Genomic DNA, 22,576 nt, shown 5'->3' with positions numbered 1-22,576 from the left:
GCTGCGCCGCCGCGAAATCGCGCGGAATATGACCGTCTCGCCGCGCAATGTCCAGCTACGCCTTGCCGCAGGAGACGGCGGAGAATCGCCGCCGTTGGTGCCGGCCGTCCGTCAAGAGGGCATTGCTCCGGCCAGCTTCGCAGTCATTCACACCGGCCGGCGCGAGGCGGCGCCATTCCCCCTCACCCCACAACCGCGATTCGTTCGTTGGCCGGCATTGTTTTCAGCACCACTGAGGCTCCCGCCATGCCGCAACTTCCGGTCGGGAAGCTGCGTCGATAAACGCCCTTGAGATGCATGTCGCCCGCCCCCGCCATGCGCTGATCGCCGCCCGGCGCGTGGCTGCGGCACCCGCGCCTCGTTCAAGCATCACTTCAACGCGGGGTAAATCCTGCCACAGTTTTCGATACTTACGCAGAACGCACCACATCGTCCCCGTTGTTCACATCCTCGTCACAAGATATAGGGGGCGCGATGGCCTGTTCGCACTAATTCTTGACGAATAAGGCTTTCTGGCACTAGCTTAGGCGTTACGTCGCGGCGGCGTCGCACCGGCCGAAACCCGGCCGGAACAAATACCGCTCATGGGGTGGTGAAGGCAGCCGGGCGGCGCGCACGGGTCGTCCCTGGAGCGGTCTTTTCCCTCGCGGGACATGCGGTCGCCGGCGGCGGTTCACGATCGAGGCGGGTCGAACCTGCCCGAGGTTTAGAGGCAACAACAGAGCTGCGGGTGGGAGCCGTCGGTTGGCGGCTTCGAGGGCGGATTTCGCCCGGCTCATGGGGATGACGACAATGCGGATCGAGCGGCGATACACGAAGGCGGGCCATTCTCCTTATTCCACCATCGAGTTCCGGCTCGCGACCAGTGAGATCCGCAATCCCGACGGCTCGGTCGTCTTTCGCCTCGAGGGCATCAGCGTGCCCGCGTCCTGGAGTCAGGTGGCGACGGACGTGCTGGCGCAGAAATATTTCCGCAAGGCCGGCGTGCCCGCGCGCCTGAAGAAGCTCGAGGAGAACGACGTTCCCTCCTTCCTCTGGCGGTCCGTGCCAGACGATGAGGCCCTCGCCGCCCTGCCCGAGAACGAGCGCTACGGCTCGGAGACCTCGTCCACTCAGGTGTTCGACCGGCTTGCCGGCTGCTGGACCTACTGGGGCTGGAAGGGCGGCTATTTCTCGAGCGAAGAGGACGCCTCCGCCTTCCTCGACGAGTTGCGCTACATGCTCGCCAACCAGATGGTCGCGCCCAACTCGCCGCAGTGGTTCAACACCGGCCTGCACTGGGCCTATGGCATCGACGGCCCGGGCCAGGGCCACTACTATGTCGACCACACCACGGGCCGCCTGGTGAAGTCGAAGTCGGCCTACGAGCACCCGCAGCCGCACGCCTGCTTCATCCAGTCCGTCGCCGACGACCTCGTCAACGAGGGCGGCATAATGGACCTGTGGGTTCGCGAGGCGCGCCTGTTCAAATACGGCTCCGGCACCGGCTCCAACTTCTCGGCCCTGCGCGGCGAGGGCGAGAAGCTCTCGGGTGGCGGCAAGTCCTCCGGCCTCATGTCCTTCCTCAAGATCGGCGACCGGGCGGCCGGCGCCATCAAGTCGGGCGGCACCACGCGCCGCGCCGCCAAGATGGTGGTGGTCGACGTCGACCATCCCGACATCGAGGCCTATATCGACTGGAAGGTGAAGGAGGAGCAGAAGGTCGCGAGCCTCGTCACCGGCTCCAAGATCGTCAAGAAGCATATGAAAGCCGTGATGAAGGCCTGCGTGAACTGCGAGGCCGAGGGTGACGCATGCTTCGATCCGGAGAAGAACCCGGCGCTCAAGCGCGAGATCAAGCTCGCCCGCCGCGCCATGGTGCCCGACAACTACATCAAGCGCGTCATCCAGTTCGCCCGCCAGGGCTATTCGGACATCGCCTTCGACACCTACGATACCGACTGGGATTCGGAGGCCTATGCGACTGTCGCCGGCCAGAACTCCAACAATTCTGTCCGCGTCGACGACGCATTTCTCACTGCCGTCGAGGCCGACGGCGACTGGCAGCTTAAAGCGCGCCTCACCGGACGCGTCACGAAGACGCTGAAGGCCCGGGATCTCTGGGAGAAGATCGGCTATGCCGCCTGGGCCTCGGCCGATCCGGGCATCCAGTTCCACACCACCATCAACGACTGGCACACATGTCCGGCTTCGGGACCGATCCGCGCCTCGAACCCCTGCTCGGAATACATGTTCCTCGACGACACGGCCTGCAACCTCGCCTCGGCGAACCTCTTGCAGTTCTACGACCGTGCCTCGCGCCGCTTCGACATCGGCTCCTACGAGCACGCCTGCCGGCTGTGGACCGTCGTGCTCGAGATCTCGGTACTGATGGCGCAGTTCCCGTCGAAGGAGATCGCGGAGCTGTCCTACGAGTTCCGCACGCTCGGCCTCGGCTATGCCAATATCGGCGGGCTCCTGATGACCATGGGCCTGTCCTATGACTCCGACGAGGGCCGCGCCCTCGGCGGCGCCCTGACAGCCATCATGACGGGCGTCTCCTACGCCACCTCGGCCGAGATGGCGGGCGAGCTCGGGCCCTTTCCGGGCTACAAGAAGAACGCCCAGCACATGCTGCGCGTCATCCGCAACCATCGCCGCGCGGCGTACGGCAAGAGCGAGGGCTACGAGAAGCTGGCGACGCCGCCGGTGCCGCTCGACCACGCCTCATGTGGGAGGCTCGCCCAGGGCGAGGAATTCGTGACCCGCGCCAAGCACGCCTGGGACAAGGCGCTCGAGCTTGGCGAGCAGCACGGCTACCGCAACGCGCAGGCGACCGTGATCGCTCCGACCGGCACCATCGGCCTCGTCATGGATTGCGACACCACCGGCATCGAGCCCGACTTCGCTCTCGTGAAGTTCAAAAAGCTCGCAGGCGGCGGCTATTTCAAGATCATCAACCGCGCCGTTCCCGACGCGCTGCGCGTTCTCGGCTATTCCGAGGCCGAGATCGCCGAGATCGAGGCCTATGCGGTCGGCCACGGCTCCATTGCCCAGGCGCCCGCCATAAATCACGGCTCCCTGCGTGCCAAGGGCTTCACGGAAGAGAAGATCGCTGCCGTCGAGGCGGGCATGAAGTCGGCCTTCGACATCAAGTTCGTCTTCAACAAGTGGACGCTCGGCGAGGACTTCCTGCGCGACACACTCAAGGTGCCGGCCGAGAAGCTGAGCGATCCGGCTTTCGAGCTTCTGCCGTTCCTCGGCTTCTCCAGGGCCGAGATCGAGGCCGCCAACATCCACGTCTGCGGGGCGATGACGCTCGAAGGCGCGCCGCACCTGAAGGCGGAGCACTATCCGGTCTTCGACTGCGCCAATCCGTGCGGGCGCATCGGCAAGCGCTACCTCTCGGTAGAGAGCCACATCCGCATGATGGCGGCGGCGCAGCCGTTCATCTCGGGCGCCATCTCCAAGACCATCAACATGCCCAACGATGCCACGGTCGAGGACTGCAAGAGCGCCTATCTCCTCTCCTGGCGCCTGGCGCTGAAGGCCAACGCCCTCTACCGCGACGGCTCCAAGCTGTCACAGCCCCTCAATGCTGCCCTCATCGCCGACGAGGACGAGGACGAGGACGATGCGGTCGAGACGCTCGTCGCCCAGGCTCCGGTGGCGCGAGCGGCTCAGGTGGCCGAAAGGATCGTCGAGAAGGTGATCGAGCGCGTCGAGCGCGTGCGCGAGCGCGAGAAGATGCCCGACCGGCGCACCGGCTATACCCAGAAGGCCATCGTCGGCGGCCACAAGGTCTATCTGCACACCGGCGAATATGCCGACGGTCGCCTCGGAGAGATCTTCATCGACATGCACAAGGAGGGCGCCGCCTTCCGGGCGATGATGAACAACTTCGCCATCGCCGTGTCGCTCGGCCTGCAGTACGGCGTGCCGCTCGAGGAATATGTCGAGGCGTTCACCTTCACGCGCTTCGAGCCGGCCGGCTTCGTGCAGGGCAACCAGTCGATCAAGAATGCGACGTCGATCCTCGACTATGTCTTCCGCGAGCTCGCCATTTCCTATCTCGGCCGCCACGACCTCGCCCACATCGATCCGGGCGAGATCGGCCACGACGTGCTCGGCGGCGGCGTCGCCCAGGGCAAGGCCCCTGCCCCGCAGGCAACGGCGCCGCAGGTGGTCTCGCGCGGCTTCGTGCGCGGCCGGGCGACGAACTTCCTGTCGATCGCCGGTGGCGGCGACAGTCGCCCCGCTCCCACTGCCGGCCGTGGCTCCACGGTTGTCGCTCTCGCCTCCGGCGCGACAGCCCTGAAGGGCGAACCCGCCTTCGAGGAGGACGAGGAAACCGTGGGCGAGGCGCAGATGGCCGAGCTCGGCTTCGCCGCCCCCTCCCAGCCTGCGACGGGCACCGGGCGCTCCCTCGCTGACCGTCGCGCCGAAGCTCGCATGAAGGGCTACGAGGGCGAAGCCTGCCCCGAATGCGGTAACTTCACGCTCGTCCGCAACGGCACTTGCATGAAATGCGACACGTGCGGCGGCACGACGGGTTGCTCGTGAGCGGTGGGTGGTTGGTGGAACCCTCGGGGTTCCGTTTTCGGACCCAAAGTTCCGGATCTGTCGGGGGGCGCGATGAGCGCCCCCCACGCTGTAAATTTGTCATTCAGATTGCCGCATTGACGCAACAGTCCGCCGCGGTCACATGCGTCGGGGCTGCAACTGTCGGCAGTGGAACCGACCTGAGACCCTATTTTCCTCCGGCTTGAGAGAGCGTTCTGGTTTTCATTCATCCATAGTGGAGAAACGGCCGTCGCCGCATGGCCCATATGACGATGGGCGGCTGGTTGGGCGGCAGCGACGCGGGCGACGGCGACGAGGATGACCGTTAACCCAGAATTGCGGCCGGGCCGGTAAAGGCGCTCTTGACCTTCCCATGGTGGGAAGGCGCAGAGATGGCGCATGGTCCCTGAAACGGAGAGCGAGTCCATGTGCGGGTGCAATGCCCATCAGTCGCAGACAAACGTCGTTCCGCAGCCCGGCCGTGAGGTCCTGAGCCTGCGGGTGGAGGATATGACGTGCGGCCACTGTGCCGCTGCCATCAGCAAGGCGATCGAGACGGGCCTGCCGGGGACGCAGGTTGCGGTAGATCCGGCCTCCAAGCTCGTTTCCGTGCGAGGCGGAACAGACATCGCGGCGATCAAGGCGCTCGTGATCAAGGCGGGCTACACCCCGTCCACGGTCTGAGGCAGTCCTTGCCCGGTCGCGAGCCTCGCACGTCTCCGCCGCCTCAATCCTGATATGCTGTGGCGACCGCGTCACCGCCGCCAGAATTCCGGTCGGACGAAGTGTCCAGCCTTGCCATGACCAAAGATCGCACTTATCGTTCATCCGATGCTGCAAGCATTTCGCAGATTGGTGATCCTCATCGCCGCCCTCGCCTTCTCGGCGACGAGCGTCGGCTGGGGCTATGCCAATACGCCCGGACAAATGCCTGCAGCAGGAGGCGCTGTGGCGGAGACGCCGCGGCATGCGCACGTTCATCACGGCCATGGCCAGGATGCCGACAGCGATCACGGCCCGGCCGCCGGCCAGGCCTGCCCCGCCACGAACGATGGCTCGTGCAAACCCGAGAGGCACCAGGGCGCTGGCATGAACTGCTGCGCCCTCGCCTGCCATGTCGCCATACCGCCGGCCGTTTGCACGCCGTCTCCGCACAGGATTGTCGGCGCCATCGAGCCGGCCTTCTTTCGCGTCGGCATCAAGGAAGCCCTCGCGGCACGCCTCGAGCGGCCGCCGCGATCGGGCAGCGCGCAAGCGTCGGCCTGATTCCGGCACCGGACCACAAGCGGTCCACCACATTCCCCGGATCCTGGCCGACCTCTTTCGCCGGTAGCCGTGTCACGTGCTGTCGTTGAGCGAGTGGTTCGTGGCGCGCCCGCGCCACCCGCGCCCTCGTCGGCCTGTCCGAGGTCCAATCATGAAAGCCTTTTTTGCGACGGCTTGCGCCGTCCTCCTGTCCGCATGTTCCGGCCCCCCTCCCATCACGGCGGGTGCCGATCCGGCCGATCCCGGCGCGCGGGTGCCGCCCCTGCGCTACGTGCCGGTGACGGCCGGCACGGCCGATTACCAGCCCGTCGCACCCCGGGCGTGGTCCAGGAGCAACGAGAGCGTCGCTCCCCGCGGGAGGAGCGAATGACGTCAGTAGCCCAACCCGATCCTGCCGTGCCGATGAAGCGCCTCGCCGCGGCCGGCGCGCTCGCCTTCGCCCTCGGCGGCTGCGCCGCCTTCACGCCAGACGGCGGCATGGGGCCTGTCGCGGCGCGGGTCTCCGCCGACCTCGGCAAGGACACGATCAAGATTGCCTCCGCAGCCGATGCCGCAGCGGCGCAGCAACGCGTCAAGGCACTGCTCGCCCGGCCGCTGACGGCAGATGGCGCCGTGCAGGTCGCGCTTCTCAACAACCGTGGCCTGCAGGCGGCGTACAATACTCTCGGCATCTCGGAAGCGGCCTTCGTTCAGGCGAGCCTGCCGCCGAACCCCGTCATCGGCATCGAGCGCCTGTCGACGGGCGGCGAACTCGAGATCGAACGGCGCCTCGTCGCCAATATCCTCGCGCTTCTCACGCTGCCGGCGCGCAGCGACATCGCGAAGACCCAGTTCGAGGCAGCCCGGCAGCGGGCCATCGAGGCGACCTTCCGCATGGCGGCAGAGACGCGGCGGGCCTATTATCGCACTGTCGCGGCGCGGCAGACGGTCGCTTTCCTCGACGAGGCCCGCACCTCGGCCGACGCCGCCGCCGACCTCACCCGCAAGCTCGGCGAGACGGGCGCCGCCAACAAGCTCGACCAGGCCCGGGCCGGCGCCTTCTACGCGGAGATATCAAACCAGCTGGCCGAGGCGCGCCTCGCGGCGGCGACCCAGCGCGAAGCTCTGACGCGCCAACTCGGCCTCTGGGGCGCGGACATCAACTACAGGCTGCCGGGGCAACTGCCGCCCCTGCCGCGGCTGAGGACGGCGAGACAGGTCGAGGAGGAGGCGGTGCGCCGGCGCGTCGACCTCATCGCGGCCCGCCTCGAGCTCGAGGCCATGGCGAAGGGCCTCGGGCTGAGCGAGGCGACGCGCTTCGTTTCCATGCTCGATGGCAGCCTGCGGCGGAACTACGAGCGCGTCACCGAGGACGGGCACAAGGAGAAGGCCTACCCGAAGGGCTTCGAGCTCGAGATCGAGATCCCCATCTTCGACCTCGGCGAGGTGAAGGTGCGGCAGGCGCGCGAGACCTACATGCAGGCGGTCAACCGCCTGCTGGAGAAGGCCGTCAACGTGCGGTCCGAGGCGCGCGAGGCCTATCTCGCCTATCGCGGCCGCCACGACATCGCCCGCCAGTATCAGAGCCGCATCCTGCCCCTGCGCAAGACGGTCAGCGAGGAGGCGCTGCTGCAATACAACGGCATGCTCATCGACGTCTTCGAGCTCTTGACGACCGTGCGCGAGAGCATCGCCAGCAACGTCGCGGCGATCGGCGCCAGGCGCGACTTCTTCCTCGCATCGGTCGATTTCGACACCGCCATCATTGGCGGCGGCGCCTCCGGCGGAGCCGGAGAAGGCCCCGTCGCGCTTGCGGCCGCCGAGGCCGGCGAACACTGAGAAAGGCAAAGCTCATGACGGTTTCCCGTCGATCGTTCCTCGGTGCCTCGGCCGCGCTCGTCAGCGCCGGTGCCGTCTCCGGCCGCGCCGCGGCCGCCTCCATCCCCGAGGCTCCCACCATGAAGGAGGCGGTGACGCAGCCGCCGCTCGTGCCGACGACCGGCCCGGACTACCAGCCGGTCGTCACGCTCAACGGCTGGACGCTGCCCTGGCGCATGAACGGCGAGTGGAAGGAGTTCCATCTCGTCGCCGAGCCCGTCGTGCGCGAGCTCGCGCCGGGCATGGTGGCGCATCTGTGGGGGTACAACGGCCAGTCGCCCGGGCCGACTATCGAGGCGGTGGAAGGCGACAAGGTGCGCATCTTCGTCACCAACAGGCTGCCCGAGCACACCACGATCCACTGGCACGGACAGATCCTGCCCAACGGCATGGACGGCGTCGGCGGGCTGACGCAGCCGCACATCAAGCCGGGCAAGACCTTCGTTTACGAGTTCGTGCTGACGAAGAGCGGCACCTTCATGTACCACCCGCATGCCGACGAGATGGTGCAGATGGCCATGGGCATGATGGGCTTCTTCGTCGTCCACCCGCGGGATCCCGCCTTCCGCCGCGTTGACCGCGACTTCGTCTTCCTCATGTCCGCCTACGACATCGAGCCGGGCGCCTATGTGCCGAAGGTGGCGGAGATGACCGACTTCAATCTCTGGACCTGGAACAGCCGCGTCTTCCCCGGCATCGACCACATCGTGGCGGCCAAGGGCGACAAGGTGCGCATCCGCTTCGGCAATCTCACCATGACCAACCACCCGATCCACATGCACGGCTACGACTTCAAGGTCTCGTGCACGGACGGCGGCTGGGTGCCGGAGGAAGCCGCCTGGCCGGAGGTGACCATCGACTGCGCGGTGGGCCAGATGCGCGCCTTCGATTTCGTCGCCGACAAGGAGGGCGACTGGGCCATCCACTGCCACAAGTCGCACCACACCATGAATGCCATGGGCCACGACCTCAGGACCTTCATCGGCGTCGACAAGAGGGAGGTGGCGAAGAAGATCAGGAAGCTCGTGCCCGACTACATGCCCATGGGCACGGCCGGCATGGCGGACATGGGCGAGATGGAGATGCCGCTGCCCGACAACACGCTGCCGATGATGACGGGCTTCGCCCAGTTCGGCGCCGTCGAGATGGGCGGCATGTTCTCGGTGGTGAAGGTGCGCGAGGGGCTGGCGCGCGATGACTACAAGGACCCGGGCTGGTTCGAGCACCCGCCCGGCACCGTCGCCTACGAATGGACGGGCGCGCCGCCCGGTGCCGAGCGCGCCACACCCGCACCGACAGAAGGCGCTGCCGAATTCCGGGCCGTGAAGCCCGGCGGCGCATCCTCCCACGGCAACCACTGACCCCGATCATCGACCCCGGAGCAGACATGAAGATCCAGACGATCCTTGCCGCCCTTGCGGCCCTTTGCATACCGGCCGCGGCGCTCGCCGACGCCGGCCATTCCCATGGCGACGAGCGCGCCTACGGCCAGCCGGGCGATCCGAAGAAGCCCGCCCGTATCGTGCAGGTGACAATGCGCGAAGCTGACGGCCGCATGGAGTTCGTGCCCCGCACCATCGAGGTGCGCAAGGGCGAGCAGGTGAAGTTCGTGCTGCGCAACAACGGCGCGATCGACCACGAGATCGTCGTCGCGACGCTCGCGGAAAACCTCAAGCATGCCGAGGAGATGCGCAAGAACCCTGACATGGAGCACGAGGATCCCAATGCCCGGCGTCTCGCCCCCAGGAAGACCGGCGAGATGGTGTGGAAGTTCACCAAGGCGGGCGAATTCGACTTCTCCTGCCTCATTCCCGGCCACCGCGAAGCCGGCATGACCGGCAAGATCATCGTCAAGTGACGAGAACCGAAGGAAGGATGACAAGGATGCGCAAATTCGCGATCGCCATAATCCCGTTTCTGTCCCTGTCCCTCGCCCCTGTCCTCGCGCTGGCGCAGGCCGCCCCTGTCGACGGTCAGGTGACGAAGATCGACCCGGCGCAGAACAAGGTCACCCTCAAGCACGGCCCGATCAAGAACCTCGACATGGATGCCATGACCATGGTCTTCGTGGTGGCCGACCCCGCCATGCTCAAGACCGTCAAGGTCGGCGACAAGGTCCGGTTCGAGGCCGACCGCATCAATGGCCGCATCACCGTCACGAAGATCGAACAGGCGAAGTGACCGCGCCATCAGGGGCGCTACCGGCGCGCCCCTTTCCGCGGCGAAGACGTCGTCGAGCGGATGCCGGGCGAGTGGTGTCTTTCGAGTGATCCCGAGTCGCGGGCGGCGCGACGCCTTGCGCAGTTTCAATCCGGCCGGCGAACGCTGATGGTCGCGCGTTCCCGACCGAGGCGGGGCTGGCATGGCCGCAATCGAATCCGGAGCCCCTCGTTAGTGCTCAGGCCATAGGCCATGGGTGCATCTTAAGGAGCAAACGGCACACAGATGCGCAGGAAATGTTTGAATTGGTCATACCAATCATTACGTTGTAAAGTAGAGTTATTTTCGAACGAAAGCGACAGCATATATTTGTATTGCCTTCCATGTAACCTTCGGAAATCCTGCGCTGCCACACCGCACAGGAGGCTGCCATGCCCGTGGGAACCGATGATGATGACAGGCTTTACGGAACCAGGTTTGCCGATGTTCTTGAAGGTCTTGGAGGCAATGACGATCTCGTCGGCTATGCCGGCGACGACAGCCTTTTCGGCGGGGATGGCAACGACCGCCTGTGGGGCGGTCCCGGCGTCGACCTGCTTGACGGCGGCGCCGGCCGCGACACGGCGGTCTATCTCTCTTCGCTCGCCGGCGTCACGGTCGACCTGCGCCTCTCCGGACCGCAGGAGAGCGCCGGCGACGCCGCAGGCGACGTTCTCGTCGGCATCGAGAACGTCGCCGGCTCGCGCTTCGACGACGTCCTGATCGGCGATTCCGGGAACAACACGCTGCGCGGCGGCGCGGGAGCGGACATCATCGATGGCGGCGATGGCATGCGCGACAGGGCGAGCTACGCCTTCTCGCCCGAGGCCGTCGACGTCAACCTCGACCGCCCGGGACCGCAGATCGGCGGCGATGCCCAAGGCGACATGCTTTACAATATCGAGGACCTGACGGGCTCCAGCCATGACGACCGGCTGACCGGCGACAACCGGGACAACGTCATCAATGGCGGCGCCGGAGCCGACATGATCGACGGGCGCGGCGGTTCCGACACGGTGGAATACACCGGCTCGCCCAAGGGCGTGAACGTCGACCTGACGCGCAGCGGCCCGCAGATCGGCGGCTATGCCCAGGGCGACGTGCTGATCTCCATCGAGAACGTCTACGGCACCGAGCACGACGACTACATTGCCGGCAATTCCGGCGCCAACCGCCTGTCCGGTGGAGCCGGAAACGACGTCATCATCGGCGGGACCGGCTGGGGCTACGATCACATCAATGCCGGCACCGGCGACGACCTCGTGGTGCTGAACGGTGTAGGCCGCGCCGACGGCGGCGAGGGCATCGACCACCTCGTCCTCGACTTCCGCGCCGCGCAGACCCAACTCGCGCCGGGCCCAGGTGGCAATTGGGAGTTCGTCGGCTTCAGCGCCACCCATAATGCCGATACGGGCGAGATCTACCTGTCGAGTCTCGGCGTCGGCAAGTCGGGAGCTGCGGTCGGTTTCGAGCAGCTGACCATCGAAGGCTCGACCGGCCGCGATTCCTTCATCGGCACCCCGGGCGCCGACGTGATCCGCGGCCATGAGGGCAACGACTTCATCAGCGGCGGCGGCGGCGCCGACTTCCTCGATGGCGGCACGGGCTTCGACCGGCTCATGATCGACGAACGCGATGCGACCGACGACCTCCTCGTCGACGTTGCCTCCGGCATCATCCCCGGCGGAGCGACGGCGATCGGTTTCGAGCACCTCGTCGTCATGACCGGATCCGGCAACGATACCGTCTACGGGCTCGACGGCGACAGCGGCCTCGGCAACCTGGCCGGCGTCACGCTGACGGGCGACTATTTCCTCCTCGGCGACGGCGATGACGTCGCCTATGGCGGCGCCGGGGGCGATCGCCTCGACGGCGAAGCGGGCAATGACCGGCTGTATGGTGAAGCCGGCAACGACCATTTTTACGGCGGCGACGGCGACGACCAGCTGTGGGGCGGCACCGGGGCGGACGTGTTCAACTACGTCGGCAACGAGACCGGCTACGACCGCATCGAGGATTTCGAGGACGGCAGCGACCAGATCCGCTTTCTCGGCGGCCCTCTCACGAATGTCGACGAGGTCCTCGCCGCCTCGCGCGAGGTCGACGGCGGCGTGGCGATCGAATTCGGCGATGGCGGCATCTTCATCGCCGGCATCGAGCTGTCCGACCTCGATGCCGGAGATTTCCTGTTCGGCTATTGATTCTGGGCAGGTCCGCCGGCCGGGGCACCGCGTCCTCGCGCCGGCGGAACCGGCACCTTCGTCGGCAGGGGCCGGCTGACGAGGTTCATCAGGATCTGCTCGGCCCGCCGGCCGATGGTGACCTCGCCGATCTCCGGCGTCTCGAACACCCGCTCCTCCGCCACGAGCGCGACCAGCTGGCGTGCGTTGTCGACCGTCACTTCGATGCGCCTGTAGGCCGCCACGCTCAGCGCCTGGGCCGCAATCACCTGGGCTATGAGGTCCTTGATGACGATCTTCTGTCGCATGTCGCCCTTGAAGGCCCCGTCCAGCATATTGATCGTCAGCAGCATTGCCACGCCTCCCGCTTGCCCGCTGGCCCTAGGAGGCCGTTTTGCCGGCGGCAGAACAAGTCAAATGCGCGCCATTTTCTTCACCGAGCGGAACCGGAGCGCCGCCGCCTGAAGGAGCCGACATGGTCGGCGCATGCCGGCCCCTGTCACGCTAGGAGGCCAAAACGTCCTCGATGCGGAACGGCAGGTTGCGCACGGATGCCGTCGCGTGGAAGATGGCATTGGCGATGGCCGGGGCCATGCCGACGAGGGCGATCTCCGCGAGCCCCTTGACCCCGGGCGGATTGACGTGCGGGTCGACCTCGTCGACGAAATGCGCTTCCAGGTGCGGGATGTCGAGGTTCACCGGCATCAGGTAGTCGGCCATGTACCCAGGATCCCTTCTGGGCGCGAGGGTCTATTGGCTGCTCGTCGGCGGTGGCGTTATCGGGGTCCTCGCCCGCGCTGCGGGCTGGTGGAGCTTGCCGAGGTGCGCCGTGCACGTCGGATGCATCGTCTGGGCGCGCGGCCCCGGCCATCTCGCCGTCCTCGTCCCGACAGGCGTGAACGTCTATATTCGCGCGGGTTGCCTCGCGATGGCCGTCGGCGTCACCGGCTCGCACGGCGCTGTCCCAGTAAGTTTCCCGGGAAGCTCCCCAGGGACATCCGGCCGAATAGGCGCCGAGCCTCGCCGCGATCAACGCTCGGCAACGGGTGACAGGAGTCCGCCATGGCCAATGTCAGCCTGTTGTCGACCGCCACCGCCGTCCCGCCCTACACCCTCTCCCAGGAGGAGATCGCGCGCGCCGCCTGCGAGGTCTTCGCCCCGCAGATGCCCGACTTTGCGCCGCTCGCCGCAGTCTTCCACACGGCGGGCATCACCAAGCGCCACGTCACGCGGCCCCTCCAGTGGTTCCTCGAACCGCGCGGCTGGGCCGAGCGTAATGCGGCCTATCTCGACATGGCCTGCGACCTTTTCGTGGAAGCCGCGGCGACCGCGCTCGCGAGGGCCGGAATCACGCCACAGGATGTCGGTACCGTGGTCACCGTCTCCTCGACGGGCATCGCCACGCCCACGCTCGAGGCCCGTGTCGCCGGGCGGCTCGGGCTGCGGCCGGATGTCGAGCGCGTGCCGCTCTTCGGCCTCGGCTGCGCCGGCGGCACCTCGGGCCTGTCGGTGGCGGCACGCCTTGCCGGCTCCCGCCCCGGCGAGATCGTGCTCATGGTGACCGTCGAGCTCTGCAGCCTCGCCTTCCGGCTCGACAAGCTGACGAAGGAGAACATCGTCGCCACCGCCCTCTTCGGCGACGGGGCGGCTGCCTGCGTCCTCGCCGCAGACCGCGGCGGCCTGGCCGTCATCGAGGCCTCGGGCCAGCACACCTGGCCGGACACGCTCGACATCATGGGCTGGAAGGTCGAGACGGAGGGCTTCGGGGTCATCTTCGACCGCTCGATCCCGCCCTTCGCCGAGGAGAATGCCGCCGCCGCCCTCGGTGCCGTCCTGGCGCGCGGCGGTCTGGCGCCTACCGACATCGACCGATTCATCTGCCATCCGGGCGGCGCCAAGGTTGTCACGGCGCTGGAAGCCTCCCTCGGGCTCGCGCCCGGCAGCCTCGATGCGGAGCGTGATGTCCTCGCCGATTATGGCAACATGTCCGCCCCCACCGTCTTCTTCGTGCTGGAGCGCATCCTCGCCCGTGGCCTGCCGTCGCGCGCCGCCCTCACCTCCATGGGACCGGGCTTTTCGGCAAGCTGCGTCGCGCTGCGCGCCGCATGACGCCGGCGATCATCATCCTCGCCCTCGTCACCGCGCAGCGGCTCGCAGAGCTGTGGCTCGCCCGGCGCAACACGCGCCGCCTCCTCGCCCGCGGCGGCCGGGAGCACGCGGCCGGCCATTATCCGCTCATCGTGCTGCTGCATGCCGCCTGGCTCGCGGGGCTCTGGTTCCTCGCCCGCGACGCCCCGGTCGCACTGCCCTTGCTTGCCCTCTTCCTTGTCCTGCAGGGGCTGCGCCTCTGGATCATCGCGACGCTCGGGGAGCGATGGACGACGCGCATCATCGTCCTGCCCCCCGGGAAGCCGCTCGTCCGCTCCGGGCCCTTCCGCTTCATGGCGCATCCGAACTACGCGGTGGTCGCGGCCGAGATTGCCGTACTTCCGCTCGTCTTTGGCCTCGGCTGGTATGCGCTCGTTTTCTCGCTGCTCAACGCCGCCGTTCTCGCCATCCGCATCCGGGCCGAGAACGCCGCCCTGCGCTCGGTCGCCTGACGGCGGCTGCCTCAGCCGACCCGCGGCAGGCTGATGACCGCCCTGAGACCGCGCTGGCGGTTGGTGAGCACGACGTCACCGCCATGATGGCGGGCGATGGCGCGGGCGATCGACAGGCCGAGGCCGACCCCGCCCGTCTCGCGGTTGCGCGAGCGCTCCATGCGGAAGAAGGGGGCGAAGACGCGCTCGACATCCTCGCGCGGGATGCCCGGCCCGTCGTCCTCGATGACGATATCGATGTTCTCGGCCGAGCGGTCGAGGTGGACACGCGCGCGCTCGCCGTAGCGGACGGCATTCTCGACGAGGTTGCGGATGGCGCGGCGGAGGGCGTCGGGCCGGCAGCGATAGCGGATCCGCGCGCCGTCGACGAAGGTGACGTCCTGGCCAAGCTCGGCGAGGTCGTCGCACAGGCTTTCCACCAGCGCCGAGAGATCGACCGTGCGCGTCGCCTCGACGGTCGCCTCCTCGCGGGCGAAGGCGAGCGTCGCCTCCGTCATGGTCTGCATCTCGCCGATCGTGTTCAGCATCTTCTCCTGCACCTCGGTGTCGGAGACGAATTCGGCGCGCAGCCTGAGCGACGTGAGAGGCGTGCGCAGGTCGTGGCCGATGGCCGCGAGCATGCGCGTGCGATCCTCGACGAAGCGCTGCAGGCGCTCCTGCATGCGGTTGAAGGCAACCGCCGTCTGGCGGATGTCGTCCGGCCCGGATTCCGGCAGCGGCGGCACGGATTCCCCGCGCCCGAGGGCCTCCGCCGCAACGGCGAGCCGGCGCATCGGCCGGGCGATGCCGCGCGCGACGAACATCGCGATGATCGACAGCACGCCGGCGGTGATGGCGAGCGAGACCATCGATTGCGAGGTCCAGATCGAGCCCGGCATGGCCTTGGCGTAGGCCGCGTTGAGCCAGGTGCCGGTATCGAGCCCCACGGCAAGCCCCATGCCATTGCCGTCGTCGAAATAGAGAAACTTCGCCGGCCGCGACAGTGGCCACGCATGGGCCGGCAGGTTGACCCAGGGGCCCGGCGCGTCTGCGGCGATGGCGGCGATGTTGCCCGCCCTCGCCTCCTCGACGCCTTGCGGCGCCGGCAGCGCCTTCGGGCGGCGCATCAGTGTCGGCAAGGGCGTGGCGAGCCGCACCTGCGCGTCGCGCTGCCAAGCGAGCGTGTCCGCCGGCTCGTCGCCCGAGATCCAGAAGCGCGTATAGGCCGTGGCGCTGGCGCTCAGGATATCGTCCTTGAGCGAAGCGGGCGTTGCCTCGAGCACGCGGGCGAGCGAGGCGGCACGGCTCAGGAACTCGCTCTTGGCCGCGGCCTTCAGCGCCTGGCTGCGCTCGTCCCAGGAGATCAGGAAGCCGATCCCCTGCGACAAGGCGAGCGCCAGCAGCATCAGGACGATGATCTGGGCAGCGAGGCTGCGCGCCCACAAGCGGCTCATGCCTCCTCCACTTCGGCAGCGAAACTGTAGCCGCCCCCCCAATGGGTCTTGATCAGCATAGGGTTCTTCGGATCGGCCTCGATCTTCTTGCGCAGGCGGCTGACCTGGTTGTCGATGCTGCGGTCGAAGCTCTCCGCGGCGCGTCCCACGGTGAGGTCGAGCAGCTGGTCACGGCTCAAGACCATGCCGACATGATCGAGAAAAGCCTTGAGCAGGCGGAACTCGGCCGTGCTCAGGGCGACCGCGACGCCATCCTCGCCCACGATCTCTCGCCGGCCGACGTTGAGGACCCACCGGTCGAAACGGAGCGTGCGCGCCTGCAACCGGTCGCGCCGCTGCGGCGGCAGGCTGTTGACGCGCCGCAGCACCGCCTTGATGCGGGCGAGCAGCTCGCGCGGGTTGAACGGCTTCGTCAGATAGTCGTCGGCGCCGATCTCGAGGCCGATGATGCGGTCCGTCTCCTCTGCCATGGCCGTGAGGAGGATGATCGGCAGGTCGGTGGTGCTGCGTAGATGCCGGCAGACGCTGAGCCCGTCCTCGCCCGGCATCATGATGTCGAGCACGACAAGATCCGGCGCGCCGCGTTCGAGCAGCCGGCGCAGCGCAGTCGCGTTCTCGGCCACGCTGATGCGATAGCCGTGCTGGGCGAGGTACTTGCCGACGAGATCACGGATGTCGCGATGGTCGTCGACGACGGCGATGTGCGGTGTCGGTTCCATGGAGCGCTCCACGCCCCCTAGATACGTTAGCCGGCTGCTGCCGCGCTCGAAAAAAGTGTAACAGAATGTACCCGCAGGCGCCCGGCAGCGGATCCGGGCCAGGCGCCGGCAGCAATCAGCCGGCACTCCGCTGTGCGTGCCGGGCAGCTCCTGCGACCCGTGGCCAGCGATACATTTCGCGACAAAAGGGGCGGGCCCGCGGCAAAGTTCTGCGACAAGCCCTGCCCATCCTGCGGCCATCGATCGGCGGCCGCCATCCAGTCTTTCCCTCGCGGCCGCGTCTCCCAAGCCCGGTATCCGGGCGCACCTGCATGAATCGCGAGAGGAAACGGATGATCGCGCGAAGGATCGCCATCGCCACCCTTACTCCCTTTTTCCTCGTGCCGCTTCCCGCCGCGGCGCAACAGGCCGCCCCCGACGGCGAGCGGCTGTTCCGCACGCGCTGCGCCTCCTGCCACAGCACCGACCCCGGGCAGAACCGCATCGGCCCGCACCTCGCCGGCGTCCTCGGCCGCGATGCGGGCAGCATCGACGGCGCCCGCTATTCGCAGGCGCTCAAGGCGGCGGACATCGTCTGGGACGAGGCCACGCTCGACAGCTATCTCGCGGACCCGCGCGGGCGCGTGCCCGGCACCACGATGACGGTCGCCCTGCGCAACGACAGCGAGCGCGCCGCCGTCATCGCCTATCTGCGCGACCTGCCGGCGGCGAAGTGAACCCGCGAACGCGGCCGCTGAATGTAACGGAATGTGTCGAGGAGCCCATTCCGTGACAGGCCGCGACAAAAGCCGTCGGCAGAGACAACGTTCTGCGACAGCTGCGCCCTAGGCTTCTCTCGTCAACCCTGGAGGAACCCATGATGAAGCACATCGCAGCGGCTGTGGCCGCCCTCGGGCTCGCCGCCTTCGCCACCGGAGCCCTTGCCCAGGGGCAGGGCTGCGCCTGGCAGGCGTCCGCCGGCGTGGACAAGGAGGCGCCGGCCCAGTCCGCCGCGGCCTCCACGGCCGACAAGAAGAGCTGATCGCGGCTCGGCCGGCACGCGCTTGTCGCCCACCGGCGCGTGCCGGCGCCCTCCGCCCTTTCGCCCGAAGGAGTTCCTCCATGGCCCGCCTGACCATCAACGGCACTCAGCGTGACATCGACGTCGAGCCCGATACGCCCCTGCTCTGGGTGTTGAGGGAACAGGCCGGGCTGACCGGCACCAAATACGGCTGCGGCGTTGCCCAGTGCGGCGCCTGCACGGTCCATATCGACGGCGTCGCCACCCGCTCCTGCGTCATGCCGGTGAGCGCGATCGAGCCCGAGCAGCAGATCGTCACCATCGAGGGCCTGTCTCCCGACGGCTCGCACCCCGTGCAGAAGGCCTGGCTCGCCCTCGACGTGCCGCAGTGCGGCTACTGCCAGGCGGGCATGATCATGGCCGCCGCCTCGCTCATCGCCCAGAACCCGAGCCCGACCGACGCCGACATCGACGCCGAGATCACCAACATCTGCCGCTGTGGCACCTACAACCGCGTGCGGGCCGCCATCAAGGGCGCGGCCGACGGCAGCGCCACGAGCAACGGCTGAGGAGGCGAACCATGACGATCGTTCAGAGCGTATCGCGCCGCAATTTCCTCGTCGGCTCTGCGGCCGCCCTCGGGGGCCTTTCCCTCGGCTTCCACCTGCCCCTACCCGGCAAAGCGCTCGCCGCCGACGCCGCGCCCGAGATCAACGCCTGGGTGGTAGTGAAGCCGGACGAGACCGTGGTGATCCGCATCGCCCGCTCAGAGATGGGCCAGGGCACCCTCACCGGCCTCGCCCAGCTCGTCGCCGAGGAGCTCGATTGCGACTGGGCGCGGGTGACCACCGAATATCCGACGCCCGGCGAGAACCTCGCCCGCAGCCGCGTCTGGGGCAACTTCTCGACCGGCGGCAGCCGGGGCATCCGGGAATCGCACGACTACGTGCGCCAGGGCGGCGCCGCCGCCCGGCAGATGCTGATCGCCGCCGCAGCCGCCGACTGGGGCGTGCCGGCCGGCGAATGCACGACCGACAAGGGCACCATCACCCATGCCGCGAGCGGCCGCTCGACCACCTACGGCAAGGTGGCGGACGCGGCCGGCCGCATGACGCCTCCCGCCGAGGTGACGCTGAAGGACCCGAAGGACTGGACCATCGCCGGCCAGCCGCTGCCGCGGCTCGACACGGCCGACAAGCTGACCGGCAAGCAGATCTACGGCACCGATCTCCAGCTCGACGGCATGCTGAACGCCGCCATCAAGGCCTGCCCGGTCTTCGGTGGCAAAGTCCAGAGCTTCGACGCGGCGGCCGTCGCCGACATGCCCGGCGTGCGCAAGGTGGTGCAGGTTGGCGAGACCGCGCTCGCTGTCGTCGCCGACACCTGGTGGCGCGCCAAGACGGCGCTCGACGCCCTGCCGATCGTCTGGGACGAGGGCCCGAACACGGGCGTCACCAGCGCCACCATCGCCGCCATGCTAGAAGAGGGGCTCGATGCGGACGAGGCCTTTATCGGCCACCAGCGCGGCAATGCGCGCGAGGCGCTTGCCGGCGCGGCGCGAATGGTCTCGGCCGTCTATGGCTTCCCCTACCAGAACCACGCGACCATGGAGCCGATGAACGCCACGGCCCTCTACACCCCCGAGAAATGCGAGGTGTGGGTGCCGACGCAGAACGGCGAGGCGAGCCTCGCGGCCGCCGCCGAGGCCTCCGGCCTGCCGGTCAACCAGTGCGAGGTCTACAAGATCCACCTCGGCGGCGGCTTCGGCCGGCGCGGCATGCAGGACTACGTCACGCAGGTCGTCCACATCGCCAAGGAGTTCCCCGGCACGCCGGTGAAGCTCATCTGGTCGCGCGAGGAGGACATGCTGCAGGGGCGCTACCACCCCGTCACGCAGGGTAGGCTCACCGGCACGCTCGATGCCGATGGCAATCTGACAGCGCTGCACATGCGCATCTCGGGCCAATCGATCCTGGCGGCCGTCATGCCCCAGCGCATGCAGGACGGTATGGATCCGCTCATCTTCCAGGGGCTCACGGTCGACAGCCCGGAAGGGAATCTCGGCTACACCATCCCGAACCTGCTCATCGACCACGCCATGCGCAACCCGCCGGTGCCACCCGGCTTCTGGCGGGGCGTCAACCTGAACCAGAACGCCATCTACCTCGAATGCTTCCTCGACGAACTCGCCCATGCGGCGGGGCAGGACCCCCTCGCCTTCCGCCGCAAGCTGATGGCGAACCATCCGAAGCATCTCGCCGTGCTCAATGCGGTGGCCGAGCGCATCGGCTGGGATGAGCCGGCGCCCGAGGGTCGCCACCGCGGCCTTGCCCAGATCATGGGCTTCGGCAGCTATGTGGCGGCGGCGGCGGAGGTCTCGGTCACGGACGGCCGGCTCAGGATCCATCGCATCGTCGCGGCGACCGATCCCGGCCACGCCGTCAATCCGGCCCAGATCGAACGGCAGGTCGAAGGCTCCTTCGTCTACGGCCTCTCGGCCTGCCTCTATGGCGAATGTACCGTGAACGGCGGACGCATCGAGCAGGAGAACTTCGACACCTACGAGGTGATGCGCATGGCAGACATGCCGGCGGTGGAGACCATCGTCATGCCCTCCGGCGGTTTCTGGGGCGGCGTCGGCGAGCCGACCATCGCGGTCGCCGCGCCGGCCGTGCTCAACGCCATCTTCGCGGCCACAGGCAAGCGCATCCGCCAGTTGCCGCTGAAGAACCACTCGCTCGTGTGAGCGGTGGCGTCCGTGGCCACCACGCGCCATCGCCGCCTGATGCGTGGAGGGCTTGCCCTCCTCGCCGCCCTCTGGGCCGCAAGCCCCCACGCGGCCCAGAGGGCGCCGCTGCCGGCACCGGCCGGCGCCACCGCCTGTTCGGGCTGCCACGCGCCCGCGGGCAACGGCCCGGTCCCGGGCCTTGCCGGCCGGCCCGCCGCCGAGATCGCGGACGCCATGGCGGCCTTCCGCAACGGCGAGCGGCCGGCCACCGTCATGGATCGCATTGCGAAGGGCTTTTCGGATGAGGAAGCGCGCGCCATCGCCGAGTGGATCGCGGCCGGGCCTTAGCACGCTCAGCCGCAGGACCGTTGTGGCCGGGCTCGCCACCGGCGCTGCCGCGCTCGCGGCCCCGCGCGTTCTCGCCCAGGCCCCGCCCCATGTGGCCGTCGTCGGCGGCGGCTTCGCGGGGGCGAGCGCGGCCCGTGCGCTGAAACGGCAGGGCGCGGATATCCGCGTCACGCTCGTCGAACCCAAGGCCCGCTACACCGCCTGTCCATTCAGCAATGCCGTTCTCGCCGGCCTGCGCGATCTAGATGCCCAGTATTTCGGCTATGACGGACTGCAGCGCGACGGCATCGACGTCGTTGCCGCGAGCGCAACCGCGATCGATGCCGAAGCCCGCCGGCTGCGGCTCGACGACGGTTCCGACCTCGCTTTCGACCGCCTCATCCTCGCGCCCGGCATCGACCTGATGCTCGATGCGATTCCCGGCTATGGCGCCTTGGGCGCGGAGGTGATGCCGCATGCCTGGCAGGCCGGCGAGCAGACGGCGCTGCTGCGCCGGCAGCTCGAAGCCATGGACGACGGCGGCCTCGTCGTCATCGCGGCGCCGGCCAATCCGTTCCGCTGTCCGCCCGGCCCCTACGAGCGGGCGAGCCTCGTCGCCCATTACCTCAAGGCGCACAAGCCGCGCTCCAAGCTCCTCATCCTCGACGCCAAGGACACTTTCTCGAAGCAGCGCCTCTTCGAGGAGGCCTGGGAGCAGCTCTATCCGGGCCTGATCGAATGGGTCTCGCTGTCCTTCGGCGGTCGGGTGACGGAGGTCGACGCCGCAACGAAGACGCTGACGACCGAGTTCGGCAGCCACCAGGCGGCCGTCGCCAACGTCATCCCGCCCCAGCGCGCCGGCGCCATCGCCGCGGCCGCCGGCGTCGCCGACCGCACCGGCTGGTGCCCGATCGATCCCGTCACCTTCGAATCCCGGCTCCGGCCCGGCATCCACGTCATCGGCGATGCGGCCATCGCCGGCGCCATGCCGAAATCCGCCTTCTCGGCCAATGCCCAGGCCAAGGCCTGCGCCGCTGCCGTTGCCACCTTGCTTGCGGGCGGGCAGCCGGCTGCACCGAAGCTCATCAACACCTGCTACAGCCTCGCCGCGCCCGACTACGGCATCTCCATCGCCGGCGTCTACGAGCCGCGCGAGGGCCTTCTCGCCGAAGTCGCGGGCGCCGGCGGCGTGAGCCCGCTCGATGCCTCCGCCGATGTCCGCGCCAGCGAGGCGGCCTATGCGGAAGCCTGGTTCGACACCATCACGGGCGAAGTCTTCGGATGAGGTGGTGGAACGGCCTCTGCGTGCTTGCAATGCTCGCCCCGGCTGCGGCGGCCGAGCCGCTGCGGCCTTACGTGGTGGAGGGTGACGCCATCGCCCGCTCCCTCACCGGCCGCCCCGGCGATGCGGACAACGGCCGGCGCCTCGTCATGGACCGGCACAGGAGCCTGTGCGTGCTCTGCCATGCGGCGCCCCTGCCCGATCCGCACCTGCAGGGAACCCTGGCGCCGACGCTCGCCGGCGCCGGCAGCCGCCTGAGCGAAGGGCAGATCCGCCTGCGCGTCGTCGACATGAAACGTCTCCTCCCCGACAGCATCATGCCGGCCTATTATCGCACCGACGGGCTCGCGCGGGTCGCCGCCTCATTCCGCGACCGGCCGATCCTGACGGCCGAGGAGATCGAGGACGTCGTCGCCTTCCTCGTCACGCTGAAGGAGTGAGCC

At 68.2% G+C, this 22,576-nt stretch carries 22 protein-coding genes; 18 read left to right on the top strand and 4 right to left on the bottom strand.

Going from position 1 to position 22,576, the window contains the following annotated elements:
* The first annotated feature begins 792 nt into the window (after positions 1 to 792).
* The 9 genes from BOQ54_RS09825 to BOQ54_RS09785 all read left to right on the top strand — a co-directional run bounded on the left by BOQ54_RS09825 (position 793) and on the right by BOQ54_RS09785 (position 12,065).
* The gene (locus BOQ54_RS09825) at positions 793 to 4,542 is read left to right on the top strand and encodes a vitamin B12-dependent ribonucleotide reductase (protein ID WP_071923806.1); all 3,750 of its coding nucleotides are present in this window, start codon (positions 793 to 795) and stop codon (positions 4,540 to 4,542) included.
* Between the two features lie 399 nt (positions 4,543 to 4,941).
* Positions 4,942 to 5,226 (top strand): heavy-metal-associated domain-containing protein, encoded by a 285-nt coding sequence (locus BOQ54_RS09820; RefSeq protein WP_245280472.1) that lies wholly within the window; start codon positions 4,942 to 4,944, stop codon positions 5,224 to 5,226.
* Positions 5,227 to 5,394: 168 nt separating this feature from the next.
* Complete coding sequence (locus BOQ54_RS09815) at positions 5,395 to 5,808, top strand: hypothetical protein (RefSeq protein WP_071923805.1); 414 nt, start codon at positions 5,395 to 5,397, stop codon at positions 5,806 to 5,808.
* A 151-nt stretch (positions 5,809 to 5,959) separates the two neighbouring features.
* On the top strand, positions 5,960 to 6,178 hold the full coding sequence (locus BOQ54_RS09810) for a hypothetical protein (protein ID WP_072249431.1): 219 nt from the start codon (positions 5,960 to 5,962) through the stop codon (positions 6,176 to 6,178).
* Positions 6,175 to 7,626: a TolC family protein gene (locus tag BOQ54_RS09805; protein ID WP_055458237.1), complete on the top strand. Its 1,452-nt coding sequence runs from the start codon at positions 6,175 to 6,177 to the stop codon at positions 7,624 to 7,626. The genes BOQ54_RS09810 and BOQ54_RS09805 overlap by 4 nt, the downstream gene beginning before the upstream one ends.
* Before the next feature lie 14 nt (positions 7,627 to 7,640).
* Complete coding sequence (locus BOQ54_RS09800; protein ID WP_063186422.1) at positions 7,641 to 9,026, top strand: multicopper oxidase family protein; 1,386 nt, start codon at positions 7,641 to 7,643, stop codon at positions 9,024 to 9,026.
* Positions 9,027 to 9,052: 26 nt separating this feature from the next.
* On the top strand, positions 9,053 to 9,523 hold the full coding sequence (locus BOQ54_RS09795) for a cupredoxin domain-containing protein (protein ID WP_071923804.1): 471 nt from the start codon (positions 9,053 to 9,055) through the stop codon (positions 9,521 to 9,523).
* A gap of 26 nt (positions 9,524 to 9,549) precedes the next feature.
* A complete protein-coding gene (locus tag BOQ54_RS09790; protein WP_055458240.1) occupies positions 9,550 to 9,846 on the top strand; it encodes a copper-binding protein in 297 nt (98 codons plus the stop codon).
* A 410-nt stretch (positions 9,847 to 10,256) separates the two neighbouring features.
* The gene (locus BOQ54_RS09785; protein WP_071923803.1) at positions 10,257 to 12,065 is read left to right on the top strand and encodes a calcium-binding protein; all 1,809 of its coding nucleotides are present in this window, start codon (positions 10,257 to 10,259) and stop codon (positions 12,063 to 12,065) included.
* Here BOQ54_RS09785 and BOQ54_RS09780 read toward each other — a convergent pair.
* Both BOQ54_RS09780 and BOQ54_RS09775 read right to left on the bottom strand, forming a co-directional pair.
* Complete coding sequence (locus BOQ54_RS09780; RefSeq protein WP_019404327.1) at positions 12,059 to 12,397, bottom strand: hypothetical protein; 339 nt, start codon at positions 12,395 to 12,397, stop codon at positions 12,059 to 12,061. The two genes, BOQ54_RS09785 and BOQ54_RS09780, sit on opposite strands and share 7 nt — an antisense overlap.
* Before the next feature lie 151 nt (positions 12,398 to 12,548).
* Entirely contained in the window at positions 12,549 to 12,764 is a 216-nt protein-coding gene (locus tag BOQ54_RS09775) for a xanthine dehydrogenase family protein molybdopterin-binding subunit (RefSeq protein ID WP_063186416.1), read from the bottom strand.
* Between the two features lie 342 nt (positions 12,765 to 13,106).
* Here BOQ54_RS09775 and BOQ54_RS09770 point away from each other — a divergent pair, with 342 nt between their 5' ends.
* Together BOQ54_RS09770 and BOQ54_RS09765 are read left to right on the top strand one after the other, a co-directional pair.
* The gene (locus tag BOQ54_RS09770; RefSeq protein ID WP_071923802.1) at positions 13,107 to 14,153 is read left to right on the top strand and encodes a type III polyketide synthase; all 1,047 of its coding nucleotides are present in this window, start codon (positions 13,107 to 13,109) and stop codon (positions 14,151 to 14,153) included.
* Entirely contained in the window at positions 14,150 to 14,644 is a 495-nt protein-coding gene (locus BOQ54_RS09765) for an isoprenylcysteine carboxyl methyltransferase family protein (protein WP_063186413.1), read from the top strand. The genes BOQ54_RS09770 and BOQ54_RS09765 overlap by 4 nt, the downstream gene beginning before the upstream one ends.
* A gap of 11 nt (positions 14,645 to 14,655) precedes the next feature.
* Here BOQ54_RS09765 and BOQ54_RS09760 read toward each other — a convergent pair whose 3' ends face one another.
* Both BOQ54_RS09760 and BOQ54_RS09755 read right to left on the bottom strand, forming a co-directional pair.
* Entirely contained in the window at positions 14,656 to 16,077 is a 1,422-nt protein-coding gene (locus tag BOQ54_RS09760) for an ATP-binding protein (RefSeq protein WP_055458246.1), read from the bottom strand.
* Positions 16,074 to 16,796 (bottom strand): response regulator, encoded by a 723-nt coding sequence (locus BOQ54_RS09755; RefSeq protein WP_055458247.1) that lies wholly within the window; start codon positions 16,794 to 16,796, stop codon positions 16,074 to 16,076. The genes BOQ54_RS09760 and BOQ54_RS09755 overlap by 4 nt, the downstream gene beginning before the upstream one ends.
* A 332-nt stretch (positions 16,797 to 17,128) precedes the next feature.
* Between BOQ54_RS09755 and BOQ54_RS09750 the strand changes: the two genes are divergently transcribed.
* The 7 genes from BOQ54_RS09750 to soxX all read left to right on the top strand — a co-directional run bounded on the left by BOQ54_RS09750 (position 17,129) and on the right by soxX (position 22,573).
* Positions 17,129 to 17,512 (top strand): c-type cytochrome, encoded by a 384-nt coding sequence (locus tag BOQ54_RS09750; protein ID WP_055458248.1) that lies wholly within the window; start codon positions 17,129 to 17,131, stop codon positions 17,510 to 17,512.
* 140 nt (positions 17,513 to 17,652) lie between these two features.
* Positions 17,653 to 17,817, top strand: coding sequence for a hypothetical protein (locus BOQ54_RS20045; protein WP_019404345.1), 165 nt, complete (start codon positions 17,653 to 17,655; stop codon positions 17,815 to 17,817).
* A gap of 80 nt (positions 17,818 to 17,897) precedes the next feature.
* Positions 17,898 to 18,365, top strand: coding sequence for a (2Fe-2S)-binding protein (locus tag BOQ54_RS09745; RefSeq protein WP_071923801.1), 468 nt, complete (start codon positions 17,898 to 17,900; stop codon positions 18,363 to 18,365).
* Between the two features lie 11 nt (positions 18,366 to 18,376).
* Entirely contained in the window at positions 18,377 to 20,542 is a 2,166-nt protein-coding gene (locus BOQ54_RS09740; protein WP_071923800.1) for a xanthine dehydrogenase family protein molybdopterin-binding subunit, read from the top strand.
* 39 nt (positions 20,543 to 20,581) lie between these two features.
* A complete protein-coding gene (locus tag BOQ54_RS09735; RefSeq protein WP_055458491.1) occupies positions 20,582 to 20,872 on the top strand; it encodes a c-type cytochrome in 291 nt (96 codons plus the stop codon).
* Positions 20,873 to 20,894: 22 nt separating this feature from the next.
* Complete coding sequence (locus tag BOQ54_RS09730) at positions 20,895 to 22,136, top strand: NAD(P)/FAD-dependent oxidoreductase (protein WP_071923799.1); 1,242 nt, start codon at positions 20,895 to 20,897, stop codon at positions 22,134 to 22,136.
* Positions 22,133 to 22,573 carry a sulfur oxidation c-type cytochrome SoxX gene (gene soxX / locus BOQ54_RS09725; protein WP_245316185.1) on the top strand — a complete coding sequence of 147 codons (441 nt, stop codon included), beginning with the start codon at positions 22,133 to 22,135 and terminating at the stop codon, positions 22,571 to 22,573. The genes BOQ54_RS09730 and soxX overlap by 4 nt, the downstream gene beginning before the upstream one ends.
* Positions 22,574 to 22,576 lie beyond the last annotated feature (3 nt).

Origin of the sequence: Chelatococcus daeguensis (genome assembly GCF_001887265.1) — a bacterium.
In the GTDB taxonomy this organism is placed as follows: Bacteria; Pseudomonadota; Alphaproteobacteria; order Rhizobiales; family Beijerinckiaceae; genus Chelatococcus_A; species Chelatococcus_A sambhunathii.
The sequence above is the reverse complement of the archived record's forward strand: the minus strand, read 5'-3'. Positions and strand labels throughout refer to the sequence as shown.

Bases quoted from the DNA above. Each gene is read 5' to 3' on its own strand.
- BOQ54_RS09825 (WP_071923806.1), top strand. From the start codon at position 793: ATGCGGATCGAGCGGCGATACACGAAGGCGGGCCATTCTCCTTATTCC.
- BOQ54_RS09820 (WP_245280472.1), top strand. From the start codon at position 4,942: ATGGTCCCTGAAACGGAGAGCGAGTCCATGTGCGGGTGCAATGCCCAT.
- BOQ54_RS09810 (WP_072249431.1), top strand. From the start codon at position 5,960: ATGAAAGCCTTTTTTGCGACGGCTTGCGCCGTCCTCCTGTCCGCATGT.
- BOQ54_RS09805 (WP_055458237.1), top strand. From the start codon at position 6,175: ATGACGTCAGTAGCCCAACCCGATCCTGCCGTGCCGATGAAGCGCCTC.
- BOQ54_RS09800 (WP_063186422.1), top strand. From the start codon at position 7,641: ATGACGGTTTCCCGTCGATCGTTCCTCGGTGCCTCGGCCGCGCTCGTC.
- BOQ54_RS09795 (WP_071923804.1), top strand. From the start codon at position 9,053: ATGAAGATCCAGACGATCCTTGCCGCCCTTGCGGCCCTTTGCATACCG.
- BOQ54_RS09790 (WP_055458240.1), top strand. From the start codon at position 9,550: ATGCGCAAATTCGCGATCGCCATAATCCCGTTTCTGTCCCTGTCCCTC.
- BOQ54_RS09785 (WP_071923803.1), top strand. From the start codon at position 10,257: ATGCCCGTGGGAACCGATGATGATGACAGGCTTTACGGAACCAGGTTT.
- BOQ54_RS09780 (WP_019404327.1), bottom strand. From the start codon at position 12,397: ATGCTGCTGACGATCAATATGCTGGACGGGGCCTTCAAGGGCGACATG.
- BOQ54_RS09775 (WP_063186416.1), bottom strand. From the start codon at position 12,764: ATGGCCGACTACCTGATGCCGGTGAACCTCGACATCCCGCACCTGGAA.
- BOQ54_RS09770 (WP_071923802.1), top strand. From the start codon at position 13,107: ATGGCCAATGTCAGCCTGTTGTCGACCGCCACCGCCGTCCCGCCCTAC.
- BOQ54_RS09765 (WP_063186413.1), top strand. From the start codon at position 14,150: ATGACGCCGGCGATCATCATCCTCGCCCTCGTCACCGCGCAGCGGCTC.
- BOQ54_RS09760 (WP_055458246.1), bottom strand. From the start codon at position 16,077: ATGAGCCGCTTGTGGGCGCGCAGCCTCGCTGCCCAGATCATCGTCCTG.
- BOQ54_RS09755 (WP_055458247.1), bottom strand. From the start codon at position 16,796: ATGGAACCGACACCGCACATCGCCGTCGTCGACGACCATCGCGACATC.
- BOQ54_RS09750 (WP_055458248.1), top strand. From the start codon at position 17,129: ATGATCGCGCGAAGGATCGCCATCGCCACCCTTACTCCCTTTTTCCTC.
- BOQ54_RS20045 (WP_019404345.1), top strand. From the start codon at position 17,653: ATGATGAAGCACATCGCAGCGGCTGTGGCCGCCCTCGGGCTCGCCGCC.
- BOQ54_RS09745 (WP_071923801.1), top strand. From the start codon at position 17,898: ATGGCCCGCCTGACCATCAACGGCACTCAGCGTGACATCGACGTCGAG.
- BOQ54_RS09740 (WP_071923800.1), top strand. From the start codon at position 18,377: ATGACGATCGTTCAGAGCGTATCGCGCCGCAATTTCCTCGTCGGCTCT.
- BOQ54_RS09735 (WP_055458491.1), top strand. From the start codon at position 20,582: ATGCGTGGAGGGCTTGCCCTCCTCGCCGCCCTCTGGGCCGCAAGCCCC.
- soxX (WP_245316185.1), top strand. From the start codon at position 22,133: ATGAGGTGGTGGAACGGCCTCTGCGTGCTTGCAATGCTCGCCCCGGCT.